Source organism: Nitrospinota bacterium (genome assembly GCA_009873635.1).
Lineage (GTDB): Bacteria > Nitrospinota > Nitrospinia > Nitrospinales > VA-1 > LS-NOB.
Genome location: WAHY01000005.1, coordinates 23,979 through 40,697, shown reverse-complemented (window position 1 = coordinate 40,697; position 16,719 = coordinate 23,979). Strand labels below are relative to the sequence as shown.

General features: G+C 41.7%; 16 protein-coding genes. 4 read left to right on the top strand and 12 right to left on the bottom strand.

What is annotated here, in order from left to right:
• The 10 genes from F3741_04725 to F3741_04680 form a co-directional block, all read right to left on the bottom strand.
• A partial coding sequence (locus F3741_04725) for a flagellar biosynthesis protein FlhF (GenBank protein MZG30106.1) occupies positions 1 to 666 on the bottom strand: 666 nt, incomplete at its 3' end.
• The gene (gene flhA / locus F3741_04720; GenBank protein ID MZG30105.1) at positions 656 to 2,746 is read right to left on the bottom strand and encodes a flagellar biosynthesis protein FlhA; all 2,091 of its coding nucleotides are present in this window, start codon (positions 2,744 to 2,746) and stop codon (positions 656 to 658) included. The genes flhA and F3741_04725, both read right to left, overlap by 11 nt.
• A 157-nt stretch (positions 2,747 to 2,903) precedes the next feature.
• Positions 2,904 to 3,971 carry a flagellar biosynthesis protein FlhB gene (gene flhB / locus F3741_04715; protein ID MZG30104.1) on the bottom strand — a complete coding sequence of 356 codons (1,068 nt, stop codon included), beginning with the start codon at positions 3,969 to 3,971 and terminating at the stop codon, positions 2,904 to 2,906.
• A gap of 15 nt (positions 3,972 to 3,986) precedes the next feature.
• A complete protein-coding gene (fliR, locus tag F3741_04710) occupies positions 3,987 to 4,763 on the bottom strand; it encodes a flagellar biosynthetic protein FliR (protein ID MZG30103.1) in 777 nt (258 codons plus the stop codon).
• Positions 4,763 to 5,032 (bottom strand): flagellar biosynthesis protein FliQ, encoded by a 270-nt coding sequence (gene fliQ, locus F3741_04705; protein MZG30102.1) that lies wholly within the window; start codon positions 5,030 to 5,032, stop codon positions 4,763 to 4,765. Before fliQ ends, fliR begins: the two co-directional genes overlap by 1 nt.
• A gap of 6 nt (positions 5,033 to 5,038) precedes the next feature.
• On the bottom strand, positions 5,039 to 5,785 hold the full coding sequence (gene fliP, locus F3741_04700) for a flagellar type III secretion system pore protein FliP (protein MZG30101.1): 747 nt from the start codon (positions 5,783 to 5,785) through the stop codon (positions 5,039 to 5,041).
• On the bottom strand, positions 5,782 to 7,083 hold the full coding sequence (locus tag F3741_04695) for a hypothetical protein (protein ID MZG30100.1): 1,302 nt from the start codon (positions 7,081 to 7,083) through the stop codon (positions 5,782 to 5,784). Before F3741_04695 ends, fliP begins: the two co-directional genes overlap by 4 nt.
• A gap of 223 nt (positions 7,084 to 7,306) precedes the next feature.
• A complete protein-coding gene (gene fliN, locus F3741_04690; GenBank protein MZG30099.1) occupies positions 7,307 to 7,687 on the bottom strand; it encodes a flagellar motor switch protein FliN in 381 nt (126 codons plus the stop codon).
• Positions 7,688 to 7,691: 4 nt separating this feature from the next.
• The gene (gene fliM / locus F3741_04685; GenBank protein MZG30098.1) at positions 7,692 to 8,675 is read right to left on the bottom strand and encodes a flagellar motor switch protein FliM; all 984 of its coding nucleotides are present in this window, start codon (positions 8,673 to 8,675) and stop codon (positions 7,692 to 7,694) included.
• Positions 8,676 to 8,708: 33 nt separating this feature from the next.
• A complete protein-coding gene (locus F3741_04680; protein ID MZG30097.1) occupies positions 8,709 to 9,233 on the bottom strand; it encodes a hypothetical protein in 525 nt (174 codons plus the stop codon).
• Between the two features lie 511 nt (positions 9,234 to 9,744).
• Here F3741_04680 and F3741_04675 point away from each other — a divergent pair.
• Positions 9,745 to 11,031, top strand: coding sequence for an ammonium transporter (locus tag F3741_04675; GenBank protein ID MZG30096.1), 1,287 nt, complete (start codon positions 9,745 to 9,747; stop codon positions 11,029 to 11,031).
• A 328-nt stretch (positions 11,032 to 11,359) separates the two neighbouring features.
• Here F3741_04675 and F3741_04670 read toward each other — a convergent pair whose 3' ends face one another.
• A complete protein-coding gene (locus tag F3741_04670) occupies positions 11,360 to 12,745 on the bottom strand; it encodes a porin (protein ID MZG30095.1) in 1,386 nt (461 codons plus the stop codon).
• Positions 12,746 to 12,943: 198 nt separating this feature from the next.
• On the opposite strand from F3741_04670, the gene F3741_04665 reads away from it, so the two are divergent.
• The 3 genes from F3741_04665 to F3741_04655 all read left to right on the top strand — a co-directional run bounded on the left by F3741_04665 (position 12,944) and on the right by F3741_04655 (position 14,683).
• Positions 12,944 to 13,282, top strand: coding sequence for a hypothetical protein (locus F3741_04665; GenBank protein ID MZG30094.1), 339 nt, complete (start codon positions 12,944 to 12,946; stop codon positions 13,280 to 13,282).
• Complete coding sequence (ltaE, locus tag F3741_04660) at positions 13,269 to 14,318, top strand: low-specificity L-threonine aldolase (protein MZG30093.1); 1,050 nt, start codon at positions 13,269 to 13,271, stop codon at positions 14,316 to 14,318. Before F3741_04665 ends, ltaE begins: the two co-directional genes overlap by 14 nt.
• A gap of 125 nt (positions 14,319 to 14,443) precedes the next feature.
• Positions 14,444 to 14,683 (top strand): DNA-directed RNA polymerase subunit omega, encoded by a 240-nt coding sequence (locus tag F3741_04655; protein MZG30092.1) that lies wholly within the window; start codon positions 14,444 to 14,446, stop codon positions 14,681 to 14,683.
• Between the two features lie 266 nt (positions 14,684 to 14,949).
• Here F3741_04655 and F3741_04650 read toward each other — a convergent pair whose 3' ends face one another.
• Entirely contained in the window at positions 14,950 to 16,710 is a 1,761-nt protein-coding gene (locus F3741_04650) for a c-type cytochrome (GenBank protein ID MZG30091.1), read from the bottom strand.
• Positions 16,711 to 16,719 lie beyond the last annotated feature (9 nt).

Genomic DNA, 16,719 nt, shown 5'->3' with positions numbered 1-16,719 from the left:
CTCACCATAAATTTTGAGTTGGTCAATCGCCCCCAATCTGTATGTGTCTAGAGATATCAGAGCTACATTGAGTCCTCGACGAAGCGCATACTCTGCCGCTATTTTAGCAATCGTAGTGGTTTTACCCACTCCTGTAGGCCCAACAAACGCAACCTTTTTAGGCCCATAGCCACTGAGGTCAATCTCTCCTTTACAGGGAACAACCTTTTTCATTAAGCTCATTACAGGTTCTTTTCCACAGCCATCAGCAGGTTGCGGATTCTGCTCAAGTGTTTTTTGAAGAATTTTTGATGCCAATTTATTATCCAGGCCATTCTCAATCAAATGTGAATAGGTATCAAACTGATGCGATTGAAGCCCTAAAGATCGTGCCTGATCCGTCTGGCTTAACAAGTTGAAAATCAGCGATTTCAATTCCTCATCACCTTTTTCCGGTAAAGGCTTTTTATCCTGTTCGTCAGAGACTTGAACCGAAGGCTCTAAAACAGGAGAGGAATATTCAACAGCAGCAGTGATTTCTACACGCGTCGCTTCTCTTCTTCCCGCAATTGGCGTAGGAGGTTTGATAGAGCGGGTACTTAAAATAAGGGCATCTTCTCCCAACTCCTGCTTTACCTGCTTTAGCGCAATTGCATAGTTGCTAGCTGTAAATTTTTTAATTCGCATTTAAATCCACAATTCCCAGGTTTTTAATCTGCACCGAAGGTGCTACTTCACTGTGCGAAATGATAACCAAATCCGGTAAAAAACGTTCCGTGAATTTCCGGATATGCATTCTCAATCCCGGAGAAGCCAGCAGGACCGGAGATGTTTCTATATTCGGAGTAATTGTTTCGATCATCGCTTTCAGGCGAGCTAAAAATCGTTCAGCAACATTCGGTTCCAGCGCCAGAAATGAACCCGTTTCAGTCCTTTGTATGGAACCCTCAATAGCATCTTCAATGCTTCTGTCCAATGTCATGACTGAAAGTGTTCCATCATTTGACTGATACTGCTTTGTTATGGGCCTGGCCAATCCTTGGCGAACATACTCTGTCAACACATCCGGATCCTGGCTCAACGAAGCATAATCGGATAGACTTTCCAGAATCGTTCTAAGATCGCGAATGGAAATCTGTTCGCGGAGAAGATTTTGAAGAACTCTCTGAACTTTACCCAATGGCAGAATGTTAGGAATGAGTTCTTCAACCACCTTAGGATTGGTTTCTTTAAACTTGTCAAGAAGTGCCTGGGTTTCCTGCCGACCCATGATTTCATGAGCATGGCGTTTAATCGTTTCTTTAATATGTGTAGTGATAACTGTAGCGGGATCGACAACGGTATAACCTGCCACCTGCGCTTCTTGTTTTTTATTACTTGGCACCCATACAGCCGGCAAACCAAAAGTGGGTTCAGTCGTTTTTATACCATCAATTTCCCGGTCAGTCGTTCCAGGGTTCATAGCTAAAATTCTTCCCATCATGATTGAGCCACGCGCTACATCAACACCTTTTATAAGCACTGCATATTCATTTGATTTTAATTGCAGATTATCCCTGATATGCAGAGGCGGAACTATGAAACCCATCTCCAAAGCAAACTGCCTTCGAATAGATTTGATCCTTTCCAAAAGCTCGCCATTTCGATCAGCGTCGACGAGCGGAATCAGTTCATAACCCACTTCCAGTTCCATGACATCAAGAGGAAGAATGGACTCGACTTTTTCTGGAAGCGGCACTTTGGCCTCGTCTTCTTTTTTACGCAGTTGTTTCAGCTCAACCTGTTTATTATTCTGGATTTTATAAAATGCAATAAGCCCGGCCACTATAGACATTAAAATAAATGGGAAATGCGGCAGACCTGGAATCAGGCCAAAGAAAAACAGAATGCATGAAGCAATAACAAATGCGTAGGGTTGGTCCAGCAATTGTTTTAAAAGTTCGCCCGGGAGATTCTTGTCCGACACAGCTCGTGTCACGACCAGGCCTGCTGCCGTGGAAACCACCAGTGCCGGAAGCTGTGAAACAAGACCGTCTCCTATGGTTAGCAGCGTATAAACCTGAGCCGCTTCTCCGGCTTCCATACCCTGCTGAAAAACACCAATAGCAAAACCGCCGATGATATTGACCAAAGTAATCAGAATACCCGCAATGGCATCTCCCCGTACAAAACGAATCGCACCATCCATGCTTCCGTAAAAATCCGCTTCTCGCTCAAGGTTTCTTCTTCGTGTGCGTGCTTCCTGCTCAGTAATCAGCCCTGCATTCAAATCTGCATCAATACTCATCTGTTTACCGGGGATGGCATCCAAAGTAAAACGAGCAGCAACTTCTGAAGTACGCACTGAACCTTTGGTGATAACAATAAAGTTAATCATCACTAAAATTATGAAGATGACCGTTCCGACAACATAATTACCCCCGACAACAAAAGAACCAAAAGACTCGATCACCTGCCCTGCCGCACTTGTTCCTCGGTCGCCATTCAGGAGAATGATTCGGGTAGATGCAATATTTAAAGAAAGCCTCAATAATGTGATGATAAGTAAAAGTGAAGGAAATACAGAAAACTCAAGCGGTGAAAGCATAAATACCGCCACCATGAGCACAATCAACGCAAAAGTAATGCTGAATGAAAGCAGGAGATCCAAAAATACTGTTGGGATCGGCATCACCATCACTCCAAGAATAGTGACAATTCCTGCCGCTACCATCATCTCCTGCGGTCTTTGAGAAATAAACTTTACAACACCCGCCTGCGCCATGATTCAGTCATTAACCTTTCAAAAGTTTGACACCATTCAGGAACCCTAAGCCCCCGAAAACCTATTTAAATAAAGGCGTTAGGCCCACTCCCTCCCTGTTGTTGGGACAGAGGAATCTGGCCCGATTCCTTTAAAAATCAATATATTGCAAACTTCATACCTAATGAGAATGTTTGAGTTTGTAAACATAGGCCAGAATTTCAGCCACGGCTTTATAAAGACTGGCCGGGATCATCTGTCCCACTTCCACAGTTTTGTTCAAGGCTCTAGCGAGTGGCTTGTCTTCCACTAGAGGAATATCGTTTTCCCTGGCAATTTCCCTGATTTTCATAGCTATTGGTCCAACACCCTTGGCTACGACCACGGGAGCCGCAAAATTTTCCATATCATATTTTATCGCAACAGAAATATGAGTCGGGTTGGTCACTATTACATCTGCTTCAGGAACGGCTGCCATCATACGTTTTCGAGCCATTTCCATTTGTACTGTTCGAATGCGTTGCTTGATTTGCGGGTTACCGTCTGTTTCTTTTCTTTCTTCTTTAACTTCCTGCTTGGTCATGCGAAGGTTTTCAAGGTAAGTAAACTTTTGAAACGCATAATCGATCAGGGAAAGAAAAATCATGACCAACAAAACATTAAAAATAATTTTTAATGAAACAAAACCCATGAATGATAGTATCTGCCCCACACCCAAGCCCATTAAAGGGGGAATTTCCTTCCAATGTGACTTGATGACAAAATAGGAAATCACTGAAATAATCCCAACTTTGAAAAGGGACTTGAACAGCTCCATCAAAGAGTTCTTAGAAAAAATTCGACCAAATCCCGTAAGTGGGTTTAGCTTGTTAAATTTGGGAATTAATGGATGTGAAGAAAAGCGCAAACCACCAATTTGAACAATGTTGGACAAAAGGCCCGCCAGCATGACAAGAATCAGAAAAGGACCAATAATCTTCAAAAAAGCCTGCATGGAGTTAACAGTCACCTTGTACAACTCCTGAGGAGTCAACTGCAGGGCCCACGACTCAGAAAACATTCCGTTCCAGGAAGTCATTACCTGCCTGGTGCTTTGCTCTCCCATAATCATAAATCCAAGAAGAGCCGCCAGAAGGATGAATGAAGAGTTAATTTCCCTACTGTGGGCAAAGTTACCCTTTTCCTCAGTATCGGTAATCCGCTTGGATGTAGGTTCCTCAGTTTTTTGGTCTTTATTGTCTTCAGCCATCTTGTCCTTTCAGGATTATAACCCTCTAAGAAAGCCTATGAATTTAACGGGCAGCTCATACATTTGGTTTTGAACCAGAATGCTGAAAAAAGACATCGACAATCCAACCATTAAAAGTCCAACACCAATTTGTAAGGGGAAACCAACAATGAACACGTTCATTTGAGGTACCGTTCTGGCAACCAGACCCAACCCGACGCTGAGAAAGAAAAGAATCGCCATGATGGGAGCAGCAATTTTCACAGCAGTGGTAAATGTTCCAGTAAAAAGATGCAGCATATATTCAGGAGTGATGCTCGCAAAATTGATCTCGGCAGGGTTGATAATGAAAAAACTTTCAACAATAGCCTGGATGATGAAATGGTGCGCATCGGTTGCAAGAAATATCAAGACTGCCAGAATGTTATGGAATTGGGCAGTGACTGATACCTGCGCTTCTGTTTGCGGGTCAATAACATTTACAACGCCAAAACCCATTTGAAAATCCACAACTGTTCCTGCAACCTGTACCGCCGCAAAAATCAGACGAGCAATATAGGCAATAGCAAGACCAATGGTCACATCCATCGACAGGAAAACTGCCAGCTCGAACACCCCTCGCGGTTCAGGCAATGGTTGATTCTTGACCAGTGGAAAAGTAACAATCGCTATAAAGAAGATGAATCCTACTTTCAATACCCGGGGAATTTGACGACTCCCCAATACTGGAACAAAAAGTATAAGGGCCCCTACCCGGAAGAATACAAAGAGAAACCTTTCAAACTCGGCATAATTGAGGTTGAATATATCCATTATTGAATGTATTCAGGAAAGTTTGCGAGAACTTTGGAGGTAAAAGTGATCATTAACTGCATCAACCATGGGAAAAACAGAAGGACAGATAAAAAAACCGCCAGAATTTTGGGAATAAAGGTTAACGTCAATTCCTGAATTGAAGTGACCGCCTGAAAAATAGAGACAGCAAGACCCGTTACCAAACCAAAACCCAACATGGGAGCTGATAAAAGTAAAGTGGTTTTAATACTCTCCATTGCAAAATCAATAATAAATGCCTGGGTCATTTGCCTCTAACCTCCAAAACTTCTAATCAGTGAACCTACTATGAGATGCCACCCGTCCACCATCACAAACAGCATCAACTTGAACGGCAAGGAAATTAGTACGGGAGGCAGCATCATCATACCCATTGATAAAAGAATGCTGGCCACAACCATATCCAGGATCAAAAAAGGTATATAAATCAAAAAACCAATTTGGAATGCCGTTTTTAGCTCGCTTATGATGAAAGCTGGAATTAAGGATTGCATCTCCACCTCACTATCTCCTGGTTGTTGCCCGTCCCCAAGGCTTACAAATAGCGAGAGATCTTTATCCCGGGTTTGTTCCAACATAAATGATTTCAGCGGGGCTTCGGCCATCTTTAAAGCATCGGTCTGGGATATTTCTTCATTCAAATAGGGTTGCAATGCTTTTTGATTAATTTCACTCCATGTTGGCCCCATTACAAAAAGTGTCAAAAACAGACCCAACCCGATGAGCACTTGTGTTGGAGGAGTTTGCTGGGTACCCATCGCCTGCCTTAGAAAAGACAGGACAATAATGATTCTTGCAAAAGAAGTGGTCATGATCAGAATAGATGGGGCCAGCGTCAAAATAGTGAGCAGGAACAAAATCTGCAAAGCACTGGAAACTTTTTCCGGGTCATCCGCTTCCTCCATGCCCAATTGAAGAGAAGGCAGAGGTATTGCATCAGCAGGGACAACCCCTATAATTAAAATGAAAAATATGAATAGACCTATTCTTTTTATATTCATGCTCTCGCGGTTTTAAACCTTCCCATTTGCTGTCTGATCTGCTCTTTCACATCAGCTACAGACTTTTCTTTTTTGCCCTTTTCAGATCCGGAAAACTGTTTCATATAATTTGAAAACTTCTCTGTGGCCTTTCCTGTTTGTGCAACAGGCTTATCATTTGTGCGGGTTATCTGATTCCAGTTCAATCCACTACCACCTTTTTCTCCTGCACTCTTGATTTCTTCAATCTTTTCCGCATCGGTAATACTCGTGAGCAAAGCTATATGGTCTTGCGACATTCCAAGAACCAGCACTTCACCAGCCACCTCTACCAGTACAATATTTTTTTTGGGCCCCAGAAAACCACTGCCCAAAACGTTCACTAGTTTTTCACCACCTCCAAAAACAGTGTTTTTCAACACGAATTTTTTAAACCCAAAAAAAAGAAGAAATATCAGACCAAGAACCAGAGCAAGCATGGAAAACATTTTCATGCCTGAAGGAACCAGTTCAATGGGCTTTCCTGTGGGACGAGAATCTTTTAAAGAGAACTTTTTAGGTTTCTTTTTAGAAGCCGGTGTTCCTTCTACATTTTTTTCATTAACTACTTTTTCTGCTTGAGAATCGGGTAAAGCTGCTTTTCTAATCCTTTCAACTATAGGCTCCACACCCATTCCAGCCCTGTTCACTTCAACACTGGTAATATTTTTTACATTATTGGTCTTTTTAGGTTGGGGGATTGATTCTATTTTTTTCTTTTCTGAAGATTCAGTAACATTTTTTCTACCCTTAGCCTGAATTTTTTCAGATGCCTGGGCCAGAAACCGTGAAAGCTCATCATCACTCATCAGACTATTGTCTTTAACTTCTACTGTTCTTTGGCTGGCCTCCGAAGTAGATGAGTTTGCCAAATGGTCCAGGCGGACAATCACAAACCTTCCCTGGCTTGCGAGTTTGAAGGAATCCCGAATATCCAAACCATCTTTTTTAAGAAATCGTACTCTCAACGTTTCAGCGTCATATTGAGCCGCAAAAACTTTAGTCAGCGCAAAACTTTCAGCAGGAAAATATTTTTTAGCAGGTTTTATATAGGCAAGGGGAAAATCGACTTGAACAGACTTATCAAAAAAAACCGGATCGATATATTGTTCGACAGGCTTTTCAAATTCGAGCCTGATAATGAACCCATCGTCCACTTCACTGGTTTTTACATTTTTCAACAGGTTGAGTGAGCTCCATTTCCCGGTTGCTCCAGCCAGAGAAGCGAAAAGTAAAATAAAGACTCCAACCAAAAATTGAATTTTAAAAACATGTTTCATTTTCAGCACCCTTGCATATTTTATATTCAGTCAAAAAACCGACAGTTTCATGTCTTAAAGCATGAAATTGCAAGGGTTGTACCTAAACGGAACAAAGTAATTATATTTTTCAGTTTTTTTTGAAACAGGTTGAGGGACTACCAGGGCTTGTTATGGGCAGGGTAAAACATTATGCAGAGGATGGGGCAAATAAACCAGCCGCCAGAAATCAATGCGGCTGGTTTTATGACAAGGATTGAACGCGTTCCATGGGAGAAACAATATCAGTCAGCCTTACACCAAATTTTTCGTTGACCACCACTACTTCACCACGGGCAACCAGTTTCTGATTGACCAGAACTTCCAGAGGCTCACCCACCAGTTTGGCCAGTTCAATCACTGATCCCTGTCCCAATTGCAGGAGATCGTTGATCAGCATTTTACTCCGTCCTAATTCCACAGTTACGGTAAGAGGAATATCAAGGATGAGATCCAAACTTTTGGTTTCACCTGGGGGAGCAGTCTCCCCTGCATCTTCTAATTCATCATCCTCTTCAGCTGCCGCATCAATATCATCAAGATCTTCGAGTTCTTCAAAATTCTCTTTTGCGGTTTCATCTTCCATAATCTTATCCTTCCCTTTCGATTATTTCAGTTATTTGTATCGCTTTATTTCCCCTCGAAACACCAGGGAAACCTTTAAACTTTGGATTCTGTTCTACTTTTAAAGTTAAAGGATCGGTCACATCATTACCAAGCATGAGTGTGTCGCCAACCTTAAACCTCATAAGTTCTTCTGGAGTGATTACAGTTGAACCCAATTCAGTTATTAGCTCCACTTCAGTGGTTAAAAGTTCTGTACGAAGTCTGCGTACCCAAACCTGATCAACTTCCATCTCTTCAGATTGGAACTGGGCTTTAAGCTTGGGAATGACCGGTTCGATCGCCGCATATGGAATACAAATCGTCAATGTTCCTGAAATGTCTTCCATTTCAATTTCAAAGAGTATAACCAGAACGATATCAGTGGGGGGTACGATCGCAGCAAACTGCGGGTTGACTTCTGAACGAACAAAGTTTGTGGTTACAGCATGTACAGGTCGCCAGGCTTTTTCCAAGTCTTCCAAAGCACTTAGAACAACACTTTTGGTCATCCTGATTTCAATCGCGCTGAAATCCCGGCCTGTTATCTTGGCTTCCTTAACTCCAGATCCACCAAAAAAAGTATCGACCACCGCAAAGACCAGTTTGCTTTCGACAACTATAAGGCCATGTCCGCGCAAAGGCTCCATCCTGAAAATATGCAAACTGGAAGGAACGGGAAGAGATCTTAAAAAGTCACCAAACTTGATCGTATCAGTCGAAACAGCACTAACATCAACCGACTTACGCATCATAGTGGAAAACGTATTCCGAAATAACCTGGAAAACATCTGGTTGATAATATCCAGAGTCGGTAGGCGACCGCGAATGATTTTTTCCTGACTGGTGAGGTCGTATGGAACTATACCTGAAACCTCTTCCGGTGCCTCATCGGTTTCAGTATCAATCTCACCATCACCGACACCTCTTAATAAGGCATCGACTTCGCCCTGTGATAAAACCTCACTCATAATTTATGCCGTTTAATTTATCTATATATTTTATCACTGAATTATAAATTCGGTAAAATAAGCGTCCTTTACATGCCCCACCACCAAAAATCGATTTACACGAGTAGTTATCTCATCTTTTAACTTAAACTTGCCCTGAACCGAATAGACATCCTCAAAAGCCTTGCTGCTGAGTAATACCAAGATGGAATCTGTGATTTTCTGAGCATTTTCCTTAAGTTCCAAATGAACTTCCGGGGTGCTCAATTCCAGAGAAATGGTAACTTTTAGAAAACGCTTGCCTTCACTACCGGCTAAATTGACTACAAATGGGTCCATCGGAAACATAACACCCAGGTTGACGTCTTCCTTAACGGGCTCTTCCGCTTTGGCTTTCTCACCTTCAGCGGGCTTTTCTTCGGCTGGTTTTTCTTGAAAAAAATTGGTGTAAGCATAATATCCTCCGCCGCCCAACAGAGCCAAACCAACTATAATGCCGATGATCTTACCAATGGGCTTTTTCCCACCTTTAGCATCTGCAGCTTCAAGCTCTTCTAGTAGGTCTTCATCTTCTGCCATAGGTCGTTCTCCTGCCCTTTTTCGCCAAAAGAGTTAAACATTAAAATTCTGATACTTACTAACTTTTGCATATAAAAGCAACTTATATGCCAAAAATGAGAAAAACGCACCAAAAACATATAAGTCTTTGTATATAAAAACTTTTTAAATATTTTTCAGAGTCACTCCAGAAATATTTTTAGGAAATATTCTTCCTACCTAGTCATATTATTGACGTAATTACAGATCGTAAGCAATAGTCCATATTGTGATACTCAAAAAAGTGGTGCATTTTATAGCAATTTTTATATGCCTATGCTTTTTCATTAAACAATACTTTTGATCAAAAACACCTCGCATAACTCTATCTAAAACAATAAGCATTTATAAGCAACTGTTTTTAAAATAAATATGGTTGTTTGTTACAAATCATAAACATAAATTTATAGATGGTATGAGAATTGATACTCCTCAATCTAAGGTCGCTACCATCCATTACCTCCACTTTACTTAATTCAGGAGATCGGGTTTTATGAAGAGCAGAGTTTCGTCAATCAGGATTATACTGATCTGTTTATTTATTTTCTTCCCTGTTATCGCTTTTGCCGATGAAACAAGCAAAATCAACTATTCAGACACTGTTTGGGTAATGTTTTCTTCTGCTCTGGTTATGCTTATGCTACCAGGCTTGGCGCTATTTTATGGAGGTATGGTGCGTCGAAAAAATGTACTCAGCACACTAATGCACAGCTTTGTACCGCTTGGGGTCATAACCATACAATGGGTTTTTTTTGGTTATTCATTAGCCTTTGGTAACGATATCGGAAATTTTATCGGAGATATGAGCAAAGTATTTTTCACTGGATTTGATTTTAAAACTCTATCGGGAACCATACCGGAGTTTTTATTCAGCACATTTCAATTAATGTTTGCCATTATAACTACAGCCCTAATTAGTGGTGGAATAGCTGAAAGAATTGACTTTAAAGCATATATTATCTTTATTTTTATTTGGTCAACCATTGTTTATGATCCCATTTGCCACTGGGTCTGGGGCAATGGCTGGTTGGGTGATTTGGGAGCTTTGGATTTTGCTGGTGGTACAGTTGTTCATATCTCTTCTGGAACAGCAGCACTTGCTGCATCATTAGTACTAAAAAAGCGTAAAGGTTTTCCTGGAAAACTCATGATCCCACATAGCCTACCGCTTACACTCCTTGGTGCTGGATTATTGTGGTTTGGTTGGTTTGGTTTTAACGCTGGTAGTGCACTCGCAGCTAATGAGTTAGCAGTATTAGCATTTACCAACACACAAGTATCTGCTGGAGCAGGACTGATTGGCTGGTTGCTTGCAGAGTTTATCAAAGTAAGAAAAGCTAGTGCTCTGGGTGCAGCATCGGGAGTCGTTGCTGGTCTTGTTGCAATTACACCTGCAGCAGGATATGTAGAACCCCTATGGGCAATAGTGATCGGTTTATTTGCAGGAATCATTTGCTACTATGCTGTAATTGTAAAAATCAAAGTTGGATATGACGACTCCCTAGATGTCTTGGGTATCCATGCAGTTGGTGGGGCATGGGGTGCTCTTGCAACTGGCCTTTTTGTAACCATAGGAGGTACAGGACTTTTAACTGGAAATTTAAACCAAGTATGGATCCAACTAATAGGCATTGTCGCCGCAGGAGCATACTCTTTTATAATCACTTATGTACTAGTTTTAATCATTGAAAAAGTAATAGGATTCAGAGTAGATGAGGAAGGTGAAGAAATGGGACTCGATACAACACAACATGGTGAAACTGGATACAACTTGGTTTAACAGCCAAATATAAATACCAATTAATAATAAAGATTAAAAATCGACTGTCAATAAGTTCATTCAAATAATTGTTTTATGCAGAAAAATATATTTATTTCTCCTTGGAAAATTTAATTTCTTACTATTAGATTTCAGTGAGATAAAACAGTTAAAGTCAGTCTAGATATAAGTAAAAAAACCGTTACCCAGCTTGAAGATCCGGGTTAACGGTATTTGGGCACTCAATCCTTCTAGGAGATTGAATACGAAACCAACATTCAAAATTTCAATTTTAGATCCATTTGCAACCTTTGTTTATTTCTGCGTCCCCTTCACCCTTAGACCATCATTAAAAGGAAATATCCCACTGCACTCGCACACGGTTTTCTTTAGAGAATAAAGTATCCGAAGCATCGTTCAGAGTCAGATAAGAATAGTCCGCAGTGATTTTATTGTTATGACCGGCTATAAAATAATTTGCGGCTACAGTATATTCTTCTCTGTTACTCGTTAGAGTCGTGACATTTGAGTCTGGCTCGTCCACAAATGCGTACCTGAAAGCCATTTCGAACTCTTCAGGAACTGCTGGCATGATTTCATTGAAAAAGTAACCCACTTGCGCATAGGCACCTTTAAGGTCGTGAGTTGTTTGAGCTTCACTATCTTCAATAGTCTTCCAGTGGTATTCCGACTGGATTGATAAGCCCTGATACTTCATCGCAAATTCAGCAACCCATTGCTCAATATCAAATTGTGATCCATTTGCACTAGCTTCATCCGTAAATCCGCCCAGGTTTCCACAACCGGAGGATGACCACCTGGTACAGGGAGTCTTGGTAGACGCCCAGCCACCTGCAAGTTGCGCGGTGGGCTTCTTATGCCGTTTAACGTCTGACTGTCTCCATTTCAGATCCCTACCCAAAAAGTTCCATTGGAGACGGGCCATTTTCATCATCTGCTCATTGGCATTGTCAACAGCACGGCCTTCACCGTTAAAGATACCAACGTAATATCTCAAATCTGCATGGGTTTTCTTGAACAATCGACCTTTGGCCATAATACCCACCTGACGATCTATTGTAAAAATACTGTTAACAATTGAACGTTCTACAAATTGCTGCCTTCCGGATGAGTCAACGCGCTCTCTGTTGTAATTGATTTTCCATTGACCCACACGAAATCCAAACTCCTCCCAGGGCTGGACATCGAGTCTCCAGTCAATGACTCGTGATGAAGCGTTGGCAGAAGAAGCGGTGTAAGTTCTGGATGGTTGCAAATCTATTTCAAAATAATATTTCACCCATGGCTTGTAACCATGCCCGCCGATTTTCATACGAACCCGCCGCAACTCAAAGTTGCTGGTTTTAGGGTCAGTCCTAAAGTCAGCTGTGGTTATCGGGTCACCATCACCTGGGTTGCCAAACCGCATTTGAGCTCTCCACTGTAAGTTAGTGGAAAATAAACCGTCTTCAGATTCAAAATGAAAACCTTTTTTATAATAAAAGGGGTTCTTGGTTCCCTGTTTCTTCATTCCATGAGCACTAAAAGATTTACCATCTGCTGACTTTGGATACAGTGCCTCCAGCTTTTCTTCCAGGGCCCTGATTCTTAGTTCCTGTTCCGACATGGCTGATGCTTCAAAAATTCCAATAAACAGCATCGACGTACATAATAGTCCTATTGATAGTAATTTCCTCTTCATCTCTTCCTCAATTAAGTAGTACTTTTGCTTCATAATACGAGCATAGATTAATAATTTAATGTTAGGGGGAGATACAAATTTTGTTAGGAATTTGTTAGCTTTATTCTGTGAATTTGCTTGGTTTTAAAGCATTCTATGAGCTATTCTGCAAAAGAGAACTTAAACAAATTTACTAAGAGTCGAATGCATTTTGAAGTTAATGACTCGTTGAATCTTTTATTTTAAAATCCTTTGCTGACACAGGCCCAGAACCAGATTATTTATCTCATGTTTTTAAACGGAATCCTTTTCCTGGGTTTGAACTTTATCGCCTATTCGATTGTATTTCCCGGTCCCAAAGGGTCCAAACGAATCGGCTATTTATTCATAACCTGTGCTATTGTTGCCTTTCTGGCACAACTGATGTACCAGGGACTGCTGGCTCTGGATTATCCTCCAGAAAAAATAACCGGTTTGCTATTGAGCGGGTTTGTGGTTCCGGTCTTTTTCATTTCCTTGGCCTACTACCGGGTTAAACGAAACCGCATGGAAAAGACCTCACTTTCAAAGGAAGAAAATGAACACGATTGATCTAAGAAGCGATACACTGACCCAGCCCACTCCAGCTATGCGTGAAGCCATGGCCAAAGCCGAGGTTGGGGATGATGTATTCGAAGAAGACCCCACCATTAAAAAACTTGAAATTCTCTCAGCTGAGAAAACGGGTAAGGAATCGGCTCTATTTGTTCCCAGTGGTACCATGGGAAACCTTATCAGCGTACTCAGCCATTGCCAGCGAGGGGATGAAGTGATACTGGGAGACAGAAGCCATATCTTCCTTCACGAAGTGGGAGGTATATCTGCCCTGGGCGGAGTTCATCCCAGAATCCTTCCCAACAATACGGATGGCACCCTGCCCTTGCAATTGATAGAGAGTGCTGTAAGACACCAGGATATCCATAACCCCCCAAGCCGGTTGATATGCCTTGAGAACACCCATAATTTCTGCCAGGGCTCACCCCTCAGCCCTGAATATATGGAAAGTGTAGGCACTTTGGCCGCAAAACACGGGCTCAGAATTCATGTAGATGGAGCAAGGTTATTCAATGCCGCGGTAGCGCTGGAGGTTGAGGCTGAGGTCCTGAGCAAACATGCAGATTCCGTCATGTTCTGCCTTTCCAAGGGTCTTTCTGCTCCAGTTGGCTCTGTGGTCTGTGGCAGCAGGGATTTTATCCAACGAGCCAGAAAAACAAGAAAAATGGCAGGAGGGGGAATGAGACAGGCAGGACATCTTGCCGCAGCTGGATTGATAGCCCTGGAAAATTTGACAAAACGGCTGAAAGACGATCATTCAAATGCTGGTTTCCTTGCTAAGCAATTATCCGTTATAGACAGCATTGAACTGAACCCGGAAGATGTAAAAACCAATATTATATTCTTTAAACTCAATCATCCGGAAATAAGCTGGGACGAATTTCTAAACAAATTGGAAGCAAAATCCATCAAGATTCTCATGACAGATCCGGGAATATTCCGGGCAGTTCTGCACCGGGAAGTTTCCAGAAAACAAGTTGAAGTTGTGGCCGATACCATCCAGTCCATTTTGACCTCAGGGCGTGAGGCTTAAAAGCCTGACTGGCCTACATCGCGTTGGCTTTACAAGTTTTGACACATTGTCCCTGCGGCTAGCAGTTGACAGTGAATGGAATTGGCTCTAAAATGGGTCAACCTTTAACGTATAGGAAAACTATGATTGCATTAGAAATGAAAGACACTCTGGAGTTGGTTCGCCAGGCGCAAAATGTAGTAAAAAGCCGGTACCTGTTATGTATCCTGGTAACCCAGAGAATCCATCAACTGGAAACAGGTGCTCAACCTACCATTGATGCTAATCCAGAAGATTACTCTTCACCCAAGTCATACTTTGAACTTGCACTTAGAGAAATTATCGAAGGAAATATGGATCTGGAACAAGTCACTGAAGAAGATTAACGCCTTCCCAAATTATTTCAATAAATTATATTCAATAAAGTTGGCTTTTGTGCAATGAGACAAAAGCCACTGGTTCTGTCCGCAAGTTTCGTTTACCGTACACCAGAATATCCTTAATCTCCCCAGCCGATCTTCGTAGAAGAGATCTTAATTTAAGTTCCTCCTTCTAAGGAGGAAATGGAAGGGTATGCTGAATTTTCTGTTAAAAATGACATAAAAAAAGCCCGCCGAATAATCGGCGGGCTTTCTTATAAAACTGCTAATGACTACTGCGGAAGCTCGTCACGTCTGATCTTCCCTTCGTCATACATTTTACGTGCTCGCTTGGTCATCCATATCAACCAACCCTGGAAGCAGACAAAGATGACTGCCATGATGGGAGGCATGTAATACAGAGACGCAGGCAATGCCGGTTTTAAAATGGTGTAATACCAGGTAGAGATAGCCATATGCTCATCTTTTTCTTTATCTCTACCAGCCCATTGCAAGAAACTAACCGGTATAAACTTCTCTGTTGGAATCTGCACATCAAATTCACCATCAGTTGCAAGTGCACGTTTAAACATCACTTTTACGCGCCCTTGATGAAATATTGAGTCAACAACCTGTACCTGGCCTTCAGATTCTTTTGCTTTAATAGCATCAAAACCCCAACCTGTTGTCTCTTCAACATTAACATCCAACTTATAACCTTCCGGCTTTGGTGCATTTGTAGCATTATAATCCTGAGCTAGAAAACTTGCTTTCCATATATCTACTGGTTTTTTTGAATCACCATTAATAAAATATGGTTTTTCAGCTCCAAAAAGATCCTGAAGTTTTGCGGGCCATTGAATCGCTACCGCATCAGGATATTCTGGGTCTGTAGACATGAAACGCAAGTCATATTCGACCAAGTAATAAACCGCATTCTCTTCAGCACTCCAACGTGAAGTTACCCAGAGATTATCAGTTTTGGGGTCAAAGTTTCGCTTACCTCTGGTGATCTGACCAGCCATAGCAATATGATGTCTTCTTGGATTATCTTTTTGTTCCTCTGTAGGTTCAATAATCCTGTAGTCATCATCTGCAGAAGCCCAACTCGGATCATCAATTTTAGGTACTACTGGACCCTCTGTATAAACAGACTGAATTAAAAAGTCTGGCACAGGCTTATTTGTCAAAGGATCAATTTTTTTCCTTGGACAAAGCGAATTTACAAACGCTGCAACCTGCCATCTTTCAGTACCAGTAAGCTGTTCACGAAAGTTTGGCATTGGAGTACCGTTCAATCCTGTTGATATTGTTCGCGCAATAATAAAAGGATCAAATGGGTCTCTTCTTGCCCCACGAAAATTCCAGCACTGCTGCCAGTTTGCTGCAACTATAGGAAATCCCCAATCATCTTTCATTGTTGGGTTACCATCGCCACGTCCCTCGCCACCATGACATTCCCAACATTTATTTTTCATGAAGAGTTCTTTACCTGCATCGATATGCTCTTGAGGAACTCCAAGATGATATGGGCCTTGAGTTTTGCCCCACGGGGCATCACCTAAAGGTCCTTTTCCATTGTCAGCTGCAATCTCAGTAATGACATTATTTACTTCTTCATCCTCATCGTCCCACTCACGATCTTGGACCAAGGATTTAACAAACTGCACAACAGAGAGTATTTCTTGTTCAGATAAAAATTCACCCCAGGCTGGCATTGCAGAGCCTTGAAGACCATTCTTAACTGTGTTTATTAAATTAATATCCAGGGGTAATTCACCTGAATCTGTACTTCTTATCTTAAATGTTCCCTGAATAAAGTTTCTGGGACGGGTAAAAAGTCGATCTGCTGATGGACCATCTCCACCGCCCTCAACTCCGTGACACCATACACATCTCTTAAAATAGACCTTTTTACCTGCTTCTAGCATATCTTTTTTGACTGGATCTGGTGCTCGGCCAAAAGCCGTAGCAGGTATCGCAATCAAAGCTAGAGCAAGAATCGAAAAGATCAAGCTTTTGATACTGTTGATGTTTGTCATGTTCTTTTCCATATGTTTAGG

Excerpts from the sequence above, each read along its gene's own strand:
- flhB (MZG30104.1), bottom strand. The coding sequence starts at position 3,971 with ATGGCTGAAGACAATAAAGACCAAAAAACTGAGGAACCTACATCCAAG.
- fliR (MZG30103.1), bottom strand. The coding sequence starts at position 4,763 with ATGGATATATTCAACCTCAATTATGCCGAGTTTGAAAGGTTTCTCTTT.
- fliQ (MZG30102.1), bottom strand. The coding sequence starts at position 5,032 with ATGACCCAGGCATTTATTATTGATTTTGCAATGGAGAGTATTAAAACC.
- fliP (MZG30101.1), bottom strand. The coding sequence starts at position 5,785 with ATGAATATAAAAAGAATAGGTCTATTCATATTTTTCATTTTAATTATA.
- F3741_04695 (MZG30100.1), bottom strand. The coding sequence starts at position 7,083 with ATGAAACATGTTTTTAAAATTCAATTTTTGGTTGGAGTCTTTATTTTA.
- fliN (MZG30099.1), bottom strand. The coding sequence starts at position 7,687 with ATGGAAGATGAAACCGCAAAAGAGAATTTTGAAGAACTCGAAGATCTT.
- fliM (MZG30098.1), bottom strand. The coding sequence starts at position 8,675 with ATGAGTGAGGTTTTATCACAGGGCGAAGTCGATGCCTTATTAAGAGGT.
- F3741_04680 (MZG30097.1), bottom strand. The coding sequence starts at position 9,233 with ATGGCAGAAGATGAAGACCTACTAGAAGAGCTTGAAGCTGCAGATGCT.
- F3741_04675 (MZG30096.1), top strand. The coding sequence starts at position 9,745 with ATGAAGAGCAGAGTTTCGTCAATCAGGATTATACTGATCTGTTTATTT.
- F3741_04670 (MZG30095.1), bottom strand. The coding sequence starts at position 12,745 with ATGAAGCAAAAGTACTACTTAATTGAGGAAGAGATGAAGAGGAAATTA.
- ltaE (MZG30093.1), top strand. The coding sequence starts at position 13,269 with ATGAACACGATTGATCTAAGAAGCGATACACTGACCCAGCCCACTCCA.
- F3741_04650 (MZG30091.1), bottom strand. The coding sequence starts at position 16,710 with ATGGAAAAGAACATGACAAACATCAACAGTATCAAAAGCTTGATCTTT.